The following is a 16,586-nucleotide window of genomic DNA, read 5'->3' on the forward strand; positions in this document are numbered from 1 at the left end:
GTGGGAATAGCTGGATTCCGCCATACACAACCGGAATGCCACCAAGATTATCTGGAAGCACTGAGAGCCCGCCGACGATGATGAGGAAGCCAACGGCGTAGCTCACCCGGCCAATTATCACCTTTCGTTTGGTGTCTGAGTCCTGTGGCTCACCACAGTTCGGGCAGAACGTGGCTGTGTTGTCGACCTCGGTGCCACAGTTATCACACGCCGGCATGGTCGTTGGTAGATGAATAGCTGGTCAGCATATCAATTCTTTCATATTGGAGATATACCGATCTGATAATCGGGCCGATGAGTATATTACTGTTCGTCACCTAGCAGCCTTAGCTACTGAGCCCATGGGTAAGTCTTATACCGCCGATGCAGTCCGACTATTTGCGATTTCGATCATTAGCGTTATTTTTATCTCAGTTGTGTTCACTGGTGGTGTTGCTGCAGACTCGAATCTTAGTATTGACAATGTTGATTGGACAAACAAGCTAAGCGAAGGAGAGCAACTTGATGCTCATATTACCATATCGAATTCAGGTTCTGCAGCCACAACTACTGATGTGAGATTGATGGCTGACGGCGAAGAACGAGATACTGAGCGAAACGTATCTATTCCTACCAGTGGAGCCAAGATCACCCTATCTTGGAATTCGGTTCCCTCTCGGCCAACAAAAGAAATCAATCCAACAGTTGAAATCCGTGGCGATGCAGAAAGTGAAGAAATACCGATAAAATGGTCAGAATTTGTTGTTGTAGACGACACATTCAATGTCGAACCTGATTTTAGCGGTATCAGCGAGACCAGTGGGACTCGTGTTAATTTATCAGCGACGATTAGAAACAGGGGTACAAACGATAGCAGCCAAACAGTCTATCTTAACCGAACCTCACAAGACTCCTACAGCGAGAACATCCAACTTGGCGGTGGTAATCAAACAAAAATGTACCATAATGAGACTTTTTTGCTCCCTGGTGAGTACACATTTGACGCGGTGACACAAAATGAGAGCGTCTCAGAAACTGTGACGATTCCAAGAACGGGTGAGGTCAGCATTACTGAAACCTCTTATGAGGATGGGAGACTGCACGTTGGGGCTGATATTGAAAATAATGCTGATCAGCCAGTGACACAAAAAATAATCAGCAATGTTTCCGGGGTCTCCTACAAAACCAAATCAATTCTAATTGACCGACAATCGACACGCCGTGTAGAATTTAGCCATGCTGTTTCGGATCAAAGGAGAAATATCACGGTGAATTCTTCACAGCCGGATGTTGCGACTGAAATGTATTCTCCGAGCCCTGCAAGAGCAGAAATCCTCTCAGTCACGAATAATTATGTGCGAGGTGAGGAAGATGTCCTCGTTGAATACGAGGCAAATAATACGAATCCGCCTACTTCTGGAAGCGGTAGTGTCGCTGTAACTGATGCTCGTCTTATTGTTATTGATCCGAACGGAGAACAATTTATTTCTCAAGATGTACCTCTCACCTCACCTCCGGGTTCGGAAGATACTGAAACTGCAAGAATCACGATGCCAGCGCGAGATGATCTCATTGATGGCGAGTACGATGTTCGACTTATTGTTAAAGACGCTAATGGTGGCACTGGCTCCGATACCGTCCGAAATGCATTCACGGTTGCCGATATTCGACGAACTGATGAGACAAACGAATTTTCTCAAGATTCCTATCGGTCACCTGCAGGCGACTTTGTTGAGGTCGATCTGACGCATCAAAGTTTTGATGAGGCATACATACTCGTTGGTGGTGACAAGGAAGATGGAGAAGCAAACATACAGAACCATCTTGATATCCTCCATGTCACTGGCGACGCTAGATTCGTGATCAATACCCGTCTTGTTGGAACAAATCGACCTTCCAGTGATGTGTACATTCCTATTGAAGGGGACGTTACTAGTTATGCACACCCCAGCCCAAGTGGAGATACTGATGACCCTATAACTGCTGGTGATCCTCCACAAAATGAGTTTAGCGGTGTCTCATTTGTTGATCAAAACGGAAACCAAGTCGCAAACACCCTTGCAGAATTCAGGGAACAGGTCGGTATTACTCCACGAGGGGCACCGCTACAAGCCGATCGGTTCCGGCTTGTTGCTGGCGGAACTGGAACGGTAATGCTTCGCGATCAGAATATCCCTGATCTCCGGCGACCATTTGATCGTTCAAATATTGTCCTCACGCAGCCAGATTTGAGAGCAGTCAACACGTATGTTCTGCCCGCTGGATCAGCGAACGAACTTGATCAGTTTGAGGAGGATCAAGAGCCACTCTCCACAGAGGACATCGGAGAGTTACAATCTCTCGCAACTGAAAGTGACTATATTTCACTCGGTGATCGACTTCTCGTTGAGGTGAAGGCAACGGGAATGTACGGGGCAAGCCTGGATGGTATTGCAAACAACGGGGTTATCGATGAGAATTCTGATGATCCTGGTAACATTCCTGCTGGCAAGGTCGCACAGTTGAACAACCGACGTGAAGGGGTTGAAATCAGTCTCGACACCGAACGATATGCGGGTGCCAATCACGGAGGTTCTGAACTCCAATTCGGGGGGATGAGTGACAGCGAGATCTATGTCTTGCCTGACGATACGGCCGATCAGTGGTCGACTGAGAATGAAAGCCTTGTTGGAGATACACCAACGATCGGTGGTGCGTATTTCATTATTGACACCCGTGGAACGAACCCGTTCGATAATCGGCCTAAAGAAAACGACATCCTCAATTTCGAGGTGGAGTACCAGTCTCCGGACGGCGAACGATTCCAATACAATGACTACTCAATAGCGAACGGTGAACAGCCGAATCCGTTCAATCCAGGCGCAGTTGAACCTGAAGAGGGCATTGAACATTATCCATACTTTGGTGATCGCGATACCACTATTCGTGCAAACAGTTCGTTTGAAGTGTTAGAGCCTACCGTCGAGTACGATCGAACGACACCAGATGGTGATCTCGTTGTTCCAGCTGAGTCTGATGGTAAAGTGACTGGCTTCACAACCATCGCACCCGGATCAGATGTCTCGATTCAATTTATTGAGAGCGAAGGTCCCAATCAAGAGCTTGTGACGATCGAGGATGTCGAAATAGAGGATGATCGACTGTTCACTGCTGAGGCTGATTTCTCACAACTTGATCCCGAACAGCGTGTCGAGGTCGAATTCTACTCCAACGGTCGTCTCGTTGACAACCGTGTCATTGACAAACGTGGAGCAACTGTCGTCGAGAATTTTGAGAGTCCAGCTCGATTTAATATTACTTCGGCACCGGAGTCGGTGACAGTTGAACAGCGAAGTTCACTCGCTGGAATTAACGCGACCATCAACAATACCGGAAGTATTTCGGATCGCAAACTTGTTGAATTCAGAATTAACAATGAAACTATCAGCGAAGATGCTGTTTTCCTCTCTGCTGGAACAAACACCACACGCGATCTTTCTGATCGGTTTGTTACACTTCCAGTCGGAGAGTATCCTTACACTATCAGCACCGAAGATGACACTGCAACCGGTCAACTCACCGTGACAGCACCGGAAAGCGGAACTGATATCACTGATAGTCAAAACGTCACGTCGGGCACAAACCCTAGTCCTGTTGATCAGTCTAGCGATCCTACCGATACTGATGGTGGCGACACCGATTCTGACCCCAGTATTTTCGGGGCTATCGGTCTTCGTAGCCGGGATGTTGTCGCCGCCACCGTTATTACCGGTCTTGCCCATGTTCTCGGATTCTGGAGCTAACTACGGCTGAATCCACGGTCTTTTGAATATCTCAAACGAAGCTATCCTATGGCAGTCCACAGCGACGTTGCCCCCGAACACTCGGTGTTGAACTCCGTCCCGAAGGCGTCGTCGTCACCTACGCTGACGACCGAACGACGATGTACCGCGGAGCCAACAAAGGTCAGTGGCTCGCTCACCACGAACCCAGGCAAAGAAACTCATCTGCTTGTCACTGATCCGACCGAAACGGAGGGTGTCATGCTCTACGTCAACGATCTGAAAACACACGATGACATTCTCGAAGACACCGGAGTCGGCCGCATTTTGTTAGATGACGGCGACGAAGAGGAGGTCTTCCCGGGTGTTACGGTACGCCGGAGCGGCGATCATCGAACGACGATTGACGCCGATCCCGAAACCGCCCGAGGGCGCGTCTTCGTCTTCGTTGAGGACGATTGGGGCGAGGAAAGCTATGAGTTCGTCCCAGAATCGGAGCTGGATACATGAGCCTCCGCAAACCATGGCGTGAGCTTGACCGGTCGACCGTTCCCAATGCCCCGGATCGATACGCGCTGTATGAGCTTGGCGATGCTGCGGGCACCACAATCGGCTTTGGGATCGGGGCGTTACCGGACGAACTGAGAGAACTTTTGGCCTATGGCGAGGGAACAGAGTTCCACTACACGACCGACGCGGCCGATGTTGGCGATCCAGCGCAGATCCGATGGGAACTGGCGAACAACAAGCCCCATGCCGAGCAACTGCTCGCAGAACAGCTTGATGACTAACCGCTCGGGATCAGCGATCGCTGCTGAGCCGTTCGTCAACGAGTGCGACGAACTCTTCGGGGAACTCGACGTGCGGTAGCAGTTTGCTGTCATCGAAGACAACAAGCGGGACGTCCGCCTCGGCTGCTAGCTCTCGACCCTGTGACAGCGGTGTGATCTCGGCGTCACGACCCCACAGGACCGTTGTTGGAATCACAAGCTCAGACAGTGCCTCTGCGAGATCGATGTCCGCGTTAAGATAGCCGCTAATGAACGACGCTGGCGCGAAGCGAGCGTTCGGCTGGTGGGCTGTCTGCCACTCGTAGTGTAGCCAGTCCTCGGTGACGGTGGCCATATCGTAGTAGCCGTGATCGGCATTGAAATACCGAATCGACGGCTTCGACGCGACGAGATTGAACAGCCCGGTGCCGACCACCGGGAGTCGAAACAGCTCTCGGAGCCACTGGTTCGGCGGTTCCGGGCCAGCGATGGCTGTCGGACAGATGAGGAGCAGTTCGGACACCGCTGTCTCGGTTGTTGTCAGCGCGTCCAGCGTGTACGCTGCCGACAGCGACGAAGCGATGACAGCGGGGTCGTCGTACTCGGCGAGGAAGTCGGCGACGAACCCCTCGTACAGCGTCGCGGAGTATCGCAGCGGTGGCCGGTCAGAACAACCAAAGCCGGGGAGATCCGGTGCAACGACGTGGTACTCTTCGGCAAGGTCGTCAAACACCTCGCGGAACTCACCGCTTGAGCCGGCGGCGTTGATTCCATGGAGTAAGATCAGCGTCTGATTTTCGGGGTCGCCAGCCTCGGTGTAGGCAACATCCATCCCGCGCCATCGGTAGGTATGGTGGCCACCGTCGAGTGGCGGTTGGAGGTCGGTTGCGGTCGCTTGCAGCCACCGGTTGAGCGCTGTGATGGCTCCTCCACCAACCGCAGCGGACGCGAGGAGTTTGCGGATCGACATACCAGTGGTTGGGCAGCGAGATAGTTATATCCGCCACTTCGCTGATGCTGTGGCTTGGCGTGTGGGTGCAGAGAAGTTTTGCGAGGGAAGAACGCTCAAGAGCGGTCTTCCCGCATCACGGGAGTGACCCCGGCGATGCGAGGGGAGGGATTTGAACCCACGGACCTCTACAGGAGCGGATCTTGAGTCCGCCGCCGTTTCCCGGCTTGGCTACCCTCGCACGCGAGCGACAATACCAGCGCGGCCCTGTTTAACGCGTCGGTTTTCTCCAGCAGCCACGCCTTTGTCCGTCGGCAGCAAAGCAGCGGTATGGACGACCACACCCGCGATCCGGGCGTCGCCCCGCCGCTCGGCAACCCAACTGGGTGGCGACACTCCGACCGCCAATGGGAACACGCCACGCTCCGGCGGGCGGTCGAACATGGGATTCGGCTGTTCAACGACGGCGCGTACCACGAATCCCACGACTGTTTCGAGGATGAGTGGTACAACTACGGCAGCGGCACCACCGAAAGCGCCTTTCTCCACGGGATGGTGCAGGTCGCCGCGGGCGTCTACAAACACGTCGATTTCGAAGATGACGACGGGATGCGGTCGCTGTTCCGCACGGCCAATCAGTATCTCCATGGCGTCCCCGACGATTTCTACGGCGTTGCCCTCCCTGATATCCGGACAACAATCCGGTCGGCCCAAACAGAGCCAACGCTCGTTGAGGGTTGGCAGCTCACCGTTGATGGCGAGAGCCCAGCAGCCTACCCGGCGGATTACGCCTACGCCGAGGAACTGGAGTAATTCGCCGACCGCTGGCTCTCGGATATCGGGGAGATAAAATAGCCCGGTAGCGTGAGACCGACAATGAAGGTCTACGAGCTCGGTGAGGGGACTCCCGAGGTCGCGGTTATCGGCGGGATCCACGGCGACGAGCCCTGTGGCCCGCTGGCGATCAAACGATTGCTTGCCGAGGAACCGGCCGTTCAGCGACCGGTCAAGCTGATTATCGCCAACGAGGAAGCCCTCGAAGCCGGCCAGCGGTATCTTGAGGCCGATCTCAACCGTGTCTTCCCTGGCGATCCAGCTGCCGACGCCCATGAACGGCGACTCGCCGCCGACCTGCTGGCTGAGATCGAAGACTGCACGACGCTTGCGTTGCACTCCACACAGTCATACGCCGAGCCGATCGGCGCGGTCAAAGCCGTCGACACGGTCGCCCGCGAGATCGTCCCGCAGCTCCCGGTGTCGGTGATCACCGAAACCGACGACAATACCGATGGCCGACTGATCAAATACCCAAACGTCATCGAAGTCGAATGCGGGCTTCAGGGAACCGATGACGCCGCGAAAAACGGCTACGAACTCGTCAGAGCATTCTTAGCAGCAACCGGGGTGCTCCCGCTTGACGATGCGATGGATCGGCTTTCGATTCCGGATCCTGAGACGATCCCTGTCTTTCGGGTCGAGGGCCCGATCCCGAAAGCCGAGGGGACGGAGTATGAGGTGTTTGTCGACAACTTTGAACTCGTGTCCGCGGGCACCGCCTTCGCTGCCATCGATGGCGAGCCGATCCACGCTGAGACGGATTTCTACCCGGTGTTGCTCTCTCCCTATGGCTACGCCGACATCTTTGGCTATCGCTCCGAGCGGGTCGGGACGGTCGCCGAGTGGGAAACGGTCTAATCCTCGGTTTCCAGCTCGACGAGCGTGAGATCGCGGTCGAGTTCACAGTAGTCGTGTGGTGGCTCCCCGACGACCTCGGCGATGCGGTACTCCGTCTCGAAGTCGGCCCCATCCGGGACGCAGAACTCGTGGCTCGGACACTCGGTGTACGGACAGGAACCCTCCAGTTCGGCTTTGCTGCCCGCATACGCCCCCCGAGAGGCGATGTTGGCGCGTACCGGTGCGGGTTCGACCTCGACGGCACGCACCCCGCTGTCGTGCATGGCACAGTCAAGCAGTTGGGCGTTGTCGCGGATCGCGGTCACGCGGTAGCGACGGCCCTCGGTGAGATTGAGACATTGGCTTCGGTAGGGACAGCCCTCACAGCCCCCTGCCTCGCCGCCGTAGACGAACTCTTGGCCCTCCTCGGCGAGGCGATCGCCGATCAGCGTGACGGTTGTCATAGCTGTCCCTACAGGATCAAGCCAGATTACCGTTCCCCTCGATCGACCGCTACCCGCTTTCGCCGACCAGCTCGTCGAGTCGGTCGAAGTAGGCCTCCCGCGGCACCTGATACAGAGATCTGTAGTCGACGTCGCCGGCGGCAAACCGATCGGCGTGGTCGATCGCACCGTCGATCGCGGCCGCTCGATCCTCGTAGCTTTCGTTGATCGCCTCGATCTCTGGCTCTAAGAAGAGTGTCACCTGCCAGGTGCCGGTGGTGCTGCTGCCGGGTCGCCGCCGTGGGGTACCACTGGTCACATAGATCGTCGGCAGACACGGCGCGGGAAACGCCTCGGAGTCGAAGACATCGGGCCGGTAGGCGAGGATCACCCGGCCGTCGCGTTCCTCGTGCCAACACTGCCAGCCGGCCGGGAGCGATGACGCGTCCATGGGTGTGGGTTGGCTCCGACCCACTAAGCGGTCGCGGTTGTCGGCGACGTTCTCGTTGTCGCGTCGTTGTCGGTCACGCCTCGTCGTCGACAAGCATCCACTCGTCGTCGCCGACCGACTCGATGACCTCGCGGCGATCCATCTCGTTGAGTACCTCGTCGAGACGGTCAGGCTGGGCAATCTCCATCTCGATGCGATCGATCCCGTGGACGGCGGCGAGTTCCGCCCGGATCGCCTCCCGCGAAAACGTCTCGCTGTCGGCGTCGGCCATCACGCCGCTGATCAGATCGACCATATCCTCGATGAAGTTCCAGGGGTAGACGACCCATGTCCACTCGGCGAGGCGTTCGCCGACGAAATCGGGTTCAAACTCGCTGGTATCCAGCAGCTGGAGGGTCGCAGTGCGTACCTCGCCAACGTCGCGGTCGGTCACATACTCGTAGGCGCGGCTGATCGAGCCGCCGGTGTCGGCGATGTCGTCGATGATGAGCACGTCCTTGTCGGCGACACTGCCCTCCGGCAGCGGATAGCGGATCTCCGCGTCCGCGCCCTTCTCGGCCGCGCCGACGTAGTGTTCCATCTTCAGGCTCGTCAGGTCGTCGAGCCCGAGGAAATCACAGAGACATCGCCCGGCAAACCAGCCGCCGCGGGCGAGGGCGACGACGATATCCGGCTCGAAGTCGGCTTCCTTCACTGCGGTACTTACGTCTCGACACAGCCCGTAGATGTACTCCCAGTTCGTGACCGTACAATCGAAGTCCGCTGGGGGCCGCTCATCTTGTCTCGGGGTGGGCCGCCGTGGTACATAAAACGCTCGTGACCTCAGCAGGCGGTGTTGCCCTCCCCAAACGTCCATTGCTGTCGCCGTCGTCTGACCGGGTATGTCAGTCATCCGCGTCGCCGATCCGAGCGACATCGATGCGACGACTCCCGGGCCGCCGTTTGCCGACTTCAATCATGAGGCTCACATCCGTCGTGCGCTGACGCTGGCGCGGGAGGCGGCCGACCGCGGCGACGAACCATTTGGCTCGGTGCTCGTCGAAGATGACACTGTCGTCGCTGAGGCGAAAAATGCGGTCGTCACCGAGGGCGACGTGGCTGAACATCCCGAACTCACGCTCGCCCGCCGGGCGGCCGCCGAGTTCGACGAGCCTGCCGATCTCGTGTTGTACACCTCAACCGAGCCGTGTCCGATGTGTGCCGGCGGCCTGTATCACGCCGGCGTGCGCGCGGTCGTCTACGCAACGAGTGCGGAACGGTTCGGCGAACTCCGGGACGCCGAGATGGTCTGTCCGTCGCCGACGGTCTTCGAGCGCGGCAGCGACCCGGTCGTCGTTGCCGGCCCGGTGCTGCCCGACGACGGCGACGCGGTACACCGGGAGTGTTGGTGATCGACCGCCGGCTGGAACCCGGGGTTTGAACTCGTTGGTTCCGTAGGGTGGGTATGGACACACGCCGCACGCTGCTCGTCGATGCCTTCACCGACGAACCCTTCGCCGGCAACGCCGCGGGGGTCGTCCCCGACGCCGATGGGCTCTCGGCGACACAGATGCAAGCGATCGCCCGCGAACTGTCGGCGAGTGAAACCGCCTTTCTCTCGACGACTGACGACGCTGATCGCCGGATCCGGTATTTCACGCCGACCCAAGAGGTCGACCTCTGTGGTCACGCGACGATCGCCAGCCACGCGCTGCTGGCCGCCGACGGGGTGATCGAACCCGGCACCCACACCTTGGAAACGAACGTTGGCGTCCTCGATATCGAACTCCAGGACGATGGCGTCGTCTGGATGACCCAATCCCGCCCCGAGGTCGAGACCGTCGATGTCGACTACGACCGGGTGGCCGACGCGCTCGGAGTTGATCCCGCGACGCTCCGGGATGTCGGTGCCGACCTCCCGATCGCGCGGGCGACGACCGGACTCCCCTTCCTCATCGTCCCGGTCAACTTCCTCGAAGCACTCAGCGGCGTCCAGCCGGATCTCGGGGCGATCGAAGCCCTCGCCGACGAGTATGACGCGACCGGGATCTACGCCTTCACGTTCGATACCCTTGACGCAGAATCGACGCTGCACGCTCGGATGTTCGCCCCCGGTGCTGGCGTCGACGAAGATCCCGTGACCGGCACCGCAAGCGGTGCCTGCGGCGCGTATCTCGACGCCTACGAGGCCTTCGACGAGCTGCCGGATGACCTCCGATTTGAACAGGGTCATTTCGTCGATCGCGGCGGGATCGTCCGAGTCGATGTGGGCGTCGACGATCGTGGTCGCAAGGAGGTTCGGGTCGGCGGCGAGGCCGCGGTCGCACTTGACGGCACACTCACGGTGCCGCCCGCCGATGACGACGAGATCATCGAGGTCTGACCCCGTCGCCGCGGACGTGAATGGACGATCCTGAACTACCGGATCGAACACAACGGCTAAACGTCTTTCGCCGTTATGAGGTGGTAATGCAGCGCGTACGGCAGCGGCAACCACAGGCGTTCGACCGGGTGCTCTCTTCGATGTGTACCGAGCCCCATCCTCGCGCTCACGAGGCTGCCGTTGAGTTCTTGGCGACAAATCCGGGCGATCCCGCGACCTACCAGACCGTCGCCGATCTAGAGACGGACGCCGTCGATCAGTTGGGCGAGATCGCTGGCCTCGACGATGCCTACGGCTATATCGCCAGCGGTGGCACCGAGGCCAACATTCAGGCCGTCCACGCCGCCCGCAATCTTGCCGACGGGGCACAGACGACTGGCGGCGACACGCCGAACATCGTCGCCCCAACAAGCGTCCATTTCAGCGTGACCAAGGCCGCCGAAATGCTCGGCGTGGAACTCCGGACGGTTCCTGTCGGCGATGACTACCGGGCCGACCTCGACGCTGTCTCGGCGGCCGTCAACGACGACACCCTGCTGGTGATCGGCGTCGCTGGCTCGACCGAGTACGGTCGCGTTGATCCGATCCCCGCGATGACTGAGCTCGCCCACGATGCCGACGCGCGCATGCACGTCGACGCCTCGTGGGGTGGCTTCATCCTCCCGTTCACCGACTACGAATGGTCGTTTGCCGACGCGCCCATCGACTCAATGGCGATTGATCCCCACAAGTTCGGACAGGCCCCGGTGCCGGCTGGCGGCCTCCTCGCCCGCGACCGCGAAACCGTCGACGCCCTCGCTGTCGATACGCCATATCTGGAAACCACGTCGCAGGCGACACTCACCGGCACCCGAAGCGGCGCTGGCGTCGCCGGCGCGGTCGCTGCGATGGACGAACTGTGGCCGGCGGGCTACCGTCAGCAGTACCACAACCAGCAGGCCAACGCCGAGTTCTTGGCCGAGGAATTTGTTGATCGCGGGATCGATGTTGTCGAGCCGACGCTGCCGCTGGTGACGGCGTCGCTGTCGCCGGCGACGTTTGAGGCCTTGCGCGACGAAGAGTGGCGGATCGCCCGCACGGCCGATGGCGACCTCCGGATTGTCTGTATGCCCCACGTGCGTCGGGCGTCGCTGGAGGCGTTCCTCGCTGATCTGGATCGCGTGCGGTCGTAACACGAGCCAGCGTTGTTGTTGATGCCGACAGCGACGCCGACGAATCAGCGGCTTTTAGGCTCCCATCGCCAACACGTAGCCAATGAGTCACGAGGAGTTCCCAACCGACCGTCCCGCGGTGGTGACCTGCGGGCTGCCGTACGCAAACGGCGACCTGCACGTCGGCCATCTGCGAACGTACGTCGGCGGCGACGTGTATGCCCGCGCACTCGAAACGCTCGGCCAGGAGACCGCGTTCGTCTCCGGATCGGATATGCACGGCACACCCGTCGCCGTCAACGCCGACAAGGAGGGTGTCTCCCCCGAGGAGTTCGCCTTAGAGTGGCATGAAACCTACAAGGAGACGTTCCCGCAGTTCGACATCGAGTTCGACAACTACGGCCACACTCACGACGAGACGAACACCGAAACCACCAAAGAGATCGTCCGCGAGCTCGCCGCCAACGGCCACATCTACGAGAAGGAGATCATGGTGGCCTACGACCCCATCGAGGATCAACATCTCCCGGATCGCTACGTCGAGGGCACCTGCCCGTACTGCGGCGAAACGGCCCGCGGCGACGAATGCGATGACGGCTGTCAACGCCATCTCGAACCCGGCGAGATCGAAGATCCCGTCTCCTCGATCACCGGCAACCCTGCGGAGTACCACGAACGGACGCACAAGTTCTTCGAGGTCTCCGAATTTGCGGATTATCTCACCGACTTCCTCGACCGACTCGAAGGCACGTCGAACGCCCAAAACCAGCCGCGCGAATGGATCGAATCCGGACTACAGGACTGGTGTATCACCCGCGATCTCGATTGGGGGATCGACTACCCCGAAGACGCCCCCGACGCTGACGGCGACGATGCCGATGACCTTGTCCTCTACGTCTGGGTTGACGCACCGATTGAGTACATTTCCTCAACGAAACAGTACACCGACCGCGTTGGCAGCGACACCTACGACTGGGAGCAGCCGTGGAAAGACGACGGAGAGATCGTCCATGTGATCGGCCGCGATATCATCCAGCACCACGCGATTTTCTGGCCGGCGATGCTCAACGGCGCGGGCTACGTCGAGCCGCGGGCGATCATGGCCTCCGGGTTCGTGACGTTGGGCGGCAAGGGCTTCTCGACCAGCCGCGACCGTGCGGTCTGGGCCGACGAGTATCTCGATGAGGGGTTCCATCCCGACCTCCTGCGCTACTACCTCGCCACCAACGGCGGCTTCCAGCAGGACGTTGACTTCTCGTGGGACAAGTTCCGCGACCGCGTTAACACCGAACTCGTCGGGACGCTCGGCAACTTCGTCTACCGCTCGCTGCTGTTCGCCGCCCGCAACTACGGCGGCGCGCCCGACGCGACTGTCTCCGACGAAGTCGACGACCGCATCGCCGAGGCTGTCGCCGACTTCGAGTCCGCGATCAACGACTACTCGATCCGCAAGGCCGGCAACGCCGCTATCGACCTCGCGGGGTTCGGCAACGAGTACATCCAGCGCAACGAGCCCTGGAAGCTCACTGACGACGATCCCGAACAGGCCCAACAGGTCATCTACGACTGCGTTCAACTCTCGAAAGCCCTCGCCGTTCTCTTCCAGCCGGTTGCCCCCGAGACCTGCGATCGGCTCTGGAGCCAACTCGGGGAGGATGGCGATGTCGCCGACGCGACCGTTGCCGTTGCCCGCGAGGCCCCGCAGGGCGAGTTCGACGAGCCCGACGAACTGTTCGCCAAGATCGAGGCCGAACGCGTCGAAGAACTCAATGAAAAGCTCGACCAGCGGGTTGCCGATGCGACCGACGACGAAGCGGATGATGACGACGCGGACGACACAGACGATACCGATAACGACACCATGAGCGACGACACCACTGACGCCGACACCGACGCACAGGCTGCCGACCTCGAAGCACTCTCCGAGGAGCGAATCAGCTTCGAGGACTTCCAAGACCTTGATATTCGAGTCGGCGAGATCATCGACGCCGAGGGCGTCGAAGACGCCGACAAACTCGCCAAGCTACAGGTCGATATCGGCCACGAGGAACGCCAACTCGTTGCAGGGATCAAACAGCTGCATGATCTCGATTCGCTGCCGGGCACCCGCGTCATCATCGTCGCCAACCTCGAAAAGGCCGAGCTGTTCGGCGTCGAATCCAACGGGATGCTGCTGGCCGCTGGCGATGAAGCTGACCTGTTGACGACCCACGGCGATGCCCCGATCGGCACCCGAATCCAGTAGTAGTCGGGCGACAGCGTCGCAATAGCAGGCTTTTCATAGCGGTGGCCCGTCTGAGGGCTATACAGCCGCTGTCACCATGGATTCCGATACCGACGTGTCGAACACCGTCCTCATCACGGTCGACTCGCTGCGCGCCGACGCCATCAGCCCCTACGGCGAGGTCGGCCAGACGCCAACGCTGGCGTCGCTGGCTGATCGGGGGACGGTCTTCGAGAACGCCTTTGCAACCGGCAACTGGACGCCGTTTTCGTTTCCCTCGATGCTTGCCTCACGGCCGGTGTTCGCTGACAACGGCCGCATCGGCGTCGACGACTCGCCGACGCTGCCGCGCGTCCTCGCCGACGCTGACATCGCCACCGGCGGGTACAACGCCGCCAACGGCTTTCTGACCTCGCATTGGGGATACGACGACGGCTTCGATGAGTTCGAACCCTTCGTCGCCAGCGTCGGATCGAGCATCTACAGCCGGTATCTCGCGACCCACCCGACACTTGAGGCGTGGGTACAGTTGGCAACCTCGCCGATTCGCCGCGTCAAATCGTGGCTCAGCGGCGACGCCGACGACCGACCCTTCCTCGACACCTCCCGGATGTTCGATATCGAGCAGGGCGCAACCGAGTTCATCGAGGCTCGCGAGGACGACGACCAGCCGTTTTTCCTGTGGATCCACTACATGGATCCCCACACGCCGTACGTCCCTGCCCCCCGATACATCCGCGCGGTCTCCGACGACACGGTTGGCACCCACCGCATGCTGCGGGCCCACGCCCGCACCGCCTTCGGTCTGGAGGTCGGCCCGCAGACTCTGACGACCTCCGCATGTTGTACCAAGCTGCCGTCACCCAGGTTGACGCCAGTATCGGTCGCCTGCTGGAGACGCTGTCGGAAACCGGCCACGACGACGATACCGCCGTCATCGTCGCCGGCGACCACGGCGAAGAGTTCCAAGAACACGGCCATCTCGCCCACTACCCGAAGCTCTACGATGAACTGATCACCGTGCCACTCATCGTCGACCTCCCTGGCAGCGACGCCCGCCGAATCGACCAGCCTGTGGGGCTTGACGCGCTCCCGCCGACGATCGCCGACTGCTTCGGGGTTGCGGCCCCTGACGTGTGGACTGGCGAGTCGCTGCTGCCGACCGTTCGGGATGGGGCGGCTCCAGCTGAAACGCCGATCGTCTCGGTCGCCGTCCGCGGCGAGGAGGTCACCACCCAGCCGATCCCGCGATCGCTTGACGACGGTGATCTCTTGGTCAGTGTCCGCGATGAGCGGTGGATCTATATCGAGAACACTGAAACCGGCGGGATCGAACTCTACGACCGACAGCGGGATCCAACCCAGCAGGATGATATGGTCGCTCAGCAGGGTGATTTGGCTGCCGACGCCCAGCAGGTATACGATCGGTTCGGCGAGCTCGCCGCCGAACACGCCGCGATGCTGTCGGCCGCAGCCGACGCCGACACCACCGACGACGACGCTGTCGACGAGGAACTCGAAACACGACTCGCCGCGCTGGGGTACAAATAGGTGCTTCGTTCGTTTCTCCGTGCCCTCCTGTATGGCCCGCTTGCCGTCCAGCTTCGGCGGTTTGTCGCTGTCGGCGCGTTCACTGCTGCCATCCAGATGGCGTTGCTGTGGCTCTTTGTCGACAGCGCTGGGGTGAACTACCTGCTGGGGGCGACGATCGCCATCGAGATCACGATCATCCTCTCGTATATTCTCAACAATGCCTGGACGTTTCAGGACTCACAGAACACCGGCCGGGTCGACTACCTCGTCGGGCTGCTGAAAACAAACATCGTCCGCGGGACGGCGATCCCGCTGCAGTTGGCCATCCTCTACGCACTCGTTGAGTGGCTCGGGCTGCTGTATCTTGTCGGCAACGCCGTCGCCATCCTCATCAGCGGGTTGTATCGGTACGTGCTTGATGCAAAATGGACGTGGGGCTGAGATGGCTGCTCAAAACGGCAGCCGCGGCTCCAGTCGGGTTACCAGATCACGCACGGCGTTTTGTTTGTAGTAGCCGACCGCCGAGATCGTGATGATGAGCCCGACAAGTGCCATGCCTTCGATGAACCGCCCGCTGGCGAACTCACCGCCCGCGTAGACGGTGATGACGTACGCCGGGAGCCGGCCGACCGCGATGACGGCCAGAAACGTCCGGAGTCGCCAGGTCGTCAGCCCGCTCAGAAAGCAGATCGCATCATCAGGCAACCCGGGAATGATGACGAACGCAAACAGGCCGGGCGCACCGACCCGCTCGACAAAGGCGTCGAACCGATCGATCACGTCGTCGGCGATGACCCGCTCGACAAACGATCGGCCGTACCGCTTGGCGAGGCTGAAGGCGATCGCGCTGCCGATCAACACCCCTGTCAGGCTGTAGATCGTCCCATAGACCGGCCCGAAGAGGTAGCCGGCGACGAGGGCGACGACCTGTCCGGGGATCGGCGCGAGGACGACCTGAGCGGCTTGCAGGAACACAAACACCAACGGTGCGAAGATGCCGAAGCCGGCGATCCACGCCCGGAGGGCTTGGGCATTGAACACGAAGGGGGCATACCGACGGGCTCCAACGTAGAGGCCAACAAACGCGGCGATGACGGCGACGATAAGCAGGAGCGTCCGCCATCGATCCGCCCGCGAGGCAAACACCTTCATCTGCTCACAGGTGATGCCGGGAGATGCTTGAACCTACCCGTTTTTGTTGTCGACCGCGCTGTTTTCGCGTCGACTGAACAGTCAGGCTGACCGTCCCGAAGCCGACGACCCAGAGACCAACTGTTATGCGCGTGCCG

The 16,586-nt window shown here is 59.7% G+C and carries 15 protein-coding genes, 1 tRNA gene and 3 pseudogenes; 12 read left to right on the forward strand and 7 right to left on the reverse strand.

Annotated features, from left to right (window positions below; translation table 11 throughout):
• Nucleotides 1-148 precede the first annotated feature (148 nt).
• A pseudogene (locus ACFQJB_RS01095) lies at nucleotides 149-217 on the reverse strand (zinc-ribbon domain-containing protein); the annotation flags it as partial.
• A gap of 124 nt (nucleotides 218-341) precedes the next feature.
• On the opposite strand from ACFQJB_RS01095, the gene ACFQJB_RS01100 reads away from it, so the two are divergent.
• From ACFQJB_RS01100 to ACFQJB_RS01110, 3 genes and pseudogenes are all read left to right on the forward strand, one after another.
• Nucleotides 342-3,761, forward strand: coding sequence for a BGTF surface domain-containing protein (locus tag ACFQJB_RS01100; RefSeq protein ID WP_379722961.1), 3,420 nt, complete (start codon nucleotides 342-344; stop codon nucleotides 3,759-3,761).
• 48 nt (nucleotides 3,762-3,809) lie between these two features.
• A pseudogene (locus ACFQJB_RS01105) lies at nucleotides 3,810-4,250 on the forward strand (DUF5796 family protein).
• Nucleotides 4,247-4,531, forward strand: coding sequence for a DUF7508 domain-containing protein (locus tag ACFQJB_RS01110; protein ID WP_379722964.1), 285 nt, complete (start codon nucleotides 4,247-4,249; stop codon nucleotides 4,529-4,531). Before ACFQJB_RS01105 ends, ACFQJB_RS01110 begins: the two are co-directional and overlap by 4 nt.
• Nucleotides 4,532-4,541: 10 nt before the next feature.
• On the opposite strand, the gene ACFQJB_RS01115 is transcribed toward ACFQJB_RS01110, so the two are convergent.
• Both ACFQJB_RS01115 and ACFQJB_RS01120 read right to left on the reverse strand, forming a co-directional pair.
• Nucleotides 4,542-5,480 carry an alpha/beta fold hydrolase gene (locus ACFQJB_RS01115; RefSeq protein WP_379722966.1) on the reverse strand — a complete coding sequence of 313 codons (939 nt, stop codon included), beginning with the start codon at nucleotides 5,478-5,480 and terminating at the stop codon, nucleotides 4,542-4,544.
• A gap of 136 nt (nucleotides 5,481-5,616) precedes the next feature.
• Nucleotides 5,617-5,700: transfer RNA gene (locus ACFQJB_RS01120), tRNA-Leu, on the reverse strand.
• Nucleotides 5,701-5,789: 89 nt separating this feature from the next.
• On the opposite strand from ACFQJB_RS01120, the gene ACFQJB_RS01125 reads away from it, so the two are divergent.
• The gene (locus tag ACFQJB_RS01125; RefSeq protein WP_379722969.1) at nucleotides 5,790-6,272 is read left to right on the forward strand and encodes a DUF309 domain-containing protein; all 483 of its coding nucleotides are present in this window, start codon (nucleotides 5,790-5,792) and stop codon (nucleotides 6,270-6,272) included.
• Nucleotides 6,273-6,335: 63 nt separating this feature from the next.
• Nucleotides 6,336-7,154 (forward strand): succinylglutamate desuccinylase/aspartoacylase domain-containing protein, encoded by an 819-nt coding sequence (locus ACFQJB_RS01130; protein WP_379722972.1) that lies wholly within the window; start codon nucleotides 6,336-6,338, stop codon nucleotides 7,152-7,154.
• On the opposite strand, the gene ACFQJB_RS01135 is transcribed toward ACFQJB_RS01130, so the two are convergent.
• The 3 genes from ACFQJB_RS01135 to ACFQJB_RS01145 form a co-directional block, all read right to left on the reverse strand.
• Nucleotides 7,151-7,597, reverse strand: a complete 447-nt coding sequence (locus ACFQJB_RS01135; protein WP_379722975.1) for a UPF0179 family protein — start codon at nucleotides 7,595-7,597, stop codon at nucleotides 7,151-7,153. The two genes, ACFQJB_RS01130 and ACFQJB_RS01135, sit on opposite strands and share 4 nt — an antisense overlap.
• Before the next feature lie 49 nt (nucleotides 7,598-7,646).
• Nucleotides 7,647-8,027, reverse strand: coding sequence for a DUF5820 family protein (locus ACFQJB_RS01140; RefSeq protein WP_379722978.1), 381 nt, complete (start codon nucleotides 8,025-8,027; stop codon nucleotides 7,647-7,649).
• 73 nt (nucleotides 8,028-8,100) lie between these two features.
• Nucleotides 8,101-8,919, reverse strand: coding sequence for a phosphoribosyltransferase (locus ACFQJB_RS01145; protein WP_379722980.1), 819 nt, complete (start codon nucleotides 8,917-8,919; stop codon nucleotides 8,101-8,103).
• Here ACFQJB_RS01145 and ACFQJB_RS01150 point away from each other — a divergent pair.
• From ACFQJB_RS01150 to ACFQJB_RS01180, 7 genes and pseudogenes are all read left to right on the forward strand, one after another.
• Nucleotides 8,909-9,418 carry a nucleoside deaminase gene (locus ACFQJB_RS01150; RefSeq protein ID WP_379722983.1) on the forward strand — a complete coding sequence of 170 codons (510 nt, stop codon included), beginning with the start codon at nucleotides 8,909-8,911 and terminating at the stop codon, nucleotides 9,416-9,418. The genes ACFQJB_RS01145 and ACFQJB_RS01150 overlap by 11 nt on opposite strands.
• A gap of 53 nt (nucleotides 9,419-9,471) precedes the next feature.
• Nucleotides 9,472-10,389, forward strand: a complete 918-nt coding sequence (locus ACFQJB_RS01155; RefSeq protein WP_379722986.1) for a PhzF family phenazine biosynthesis protein — start codon at nucleotides 9,472-9,474, stop codon at nucleotides 10,387-10,389.
• An 86-nt stretch (nucleotides 10,390-10,475) separates the two neighbouring features.
• On the forward strand, nucleotides 10,476-11,561 hold the full coding sequence (gene mfnA, locus ACFQJB_RS01160) for a tyrosine decarboxylase MfnA (protein ID WP_379722989.1): 1,086 nt from the start codon (nucleotides 10,476-10,478) through the stop codon (nucleotides 11,559-11,561).
• Nucleotides 11,562-11,643: 82 nt separating this feature from the next.
• Nucleotides 11,644-13,785, forward strand: a complete 2,142-nt coding sequence (metG, locus tag ACFQJB_RS01165; protein WP_379722992.1) for a methionine--tRNA ligase — start codon at nucleotides 11,644-11,646, stop codon at nucleotides 13,783-13,785.
• Between the two features lie 76 nt (nucleotides 13,786-13,861).
• Nucleotides 13,862-14,395 (forward strand): annotated as a pseudogene (locus ACFQJB_RS01170) (sulfatase-like hydrolase/transferase); the annotation flags it as partial.
• Between the two features lie 50 nt (nucleotides 14,396-14,445).
• Nucleotides 14,446-15,315, forward strand: a complete 870-nt coding sequence (locus tag ACFQJB_RS01175; RefSeq protein ID WP_379727914.1) for a sulfatase-like hydrolase/transferase — start codon at nucleotides 14,446-14,448, stop codon at nucleotides 15,313-15,315.
• The gene (locus ACFQJB_RS01180) at nucleotides 15,316-15,738 is read left to right on the forward strand and encodes a GtrA family protein (protein ID WP_379722995.1); all 423 of its coding nucleotides are present in this window, start codon (nucleotides 15,316-15,318) and stop codon (nucleotides 15,736-15,738) included.
• A 9-nt stretch (nucleotides 15,739-15,747) separates the two neighbouring features.
• Here ACFQJB_RS01180 and ACFQJB_RS01185 read toward each other — a convergent pair whose 3' ends face one another.
• Nucleotides 15,748-16,449, reverse strand: a complete 702-nt coding sequence (locus ACFQJB_RS01185; protein WP_379722998.1) for a TVP38/TMEM64 family protein — start codon at nucleotides 16,447-16,449, stop codon at nucleotides 15,748-15,750.
• Nucleotides 16,450-16,586 lie beyond the last annotated feature (137 nt).

This window comes from Halonotius sp. GCM10025705, assembly GCF_042662885.1.
In the GTDB taxonomy this organism is placed as follows: Archaea; Halobacteriota; Halobacteria; order Halobacteriales; family Haloferacaceae; genus Halonotius; species Halonotius aquaticus.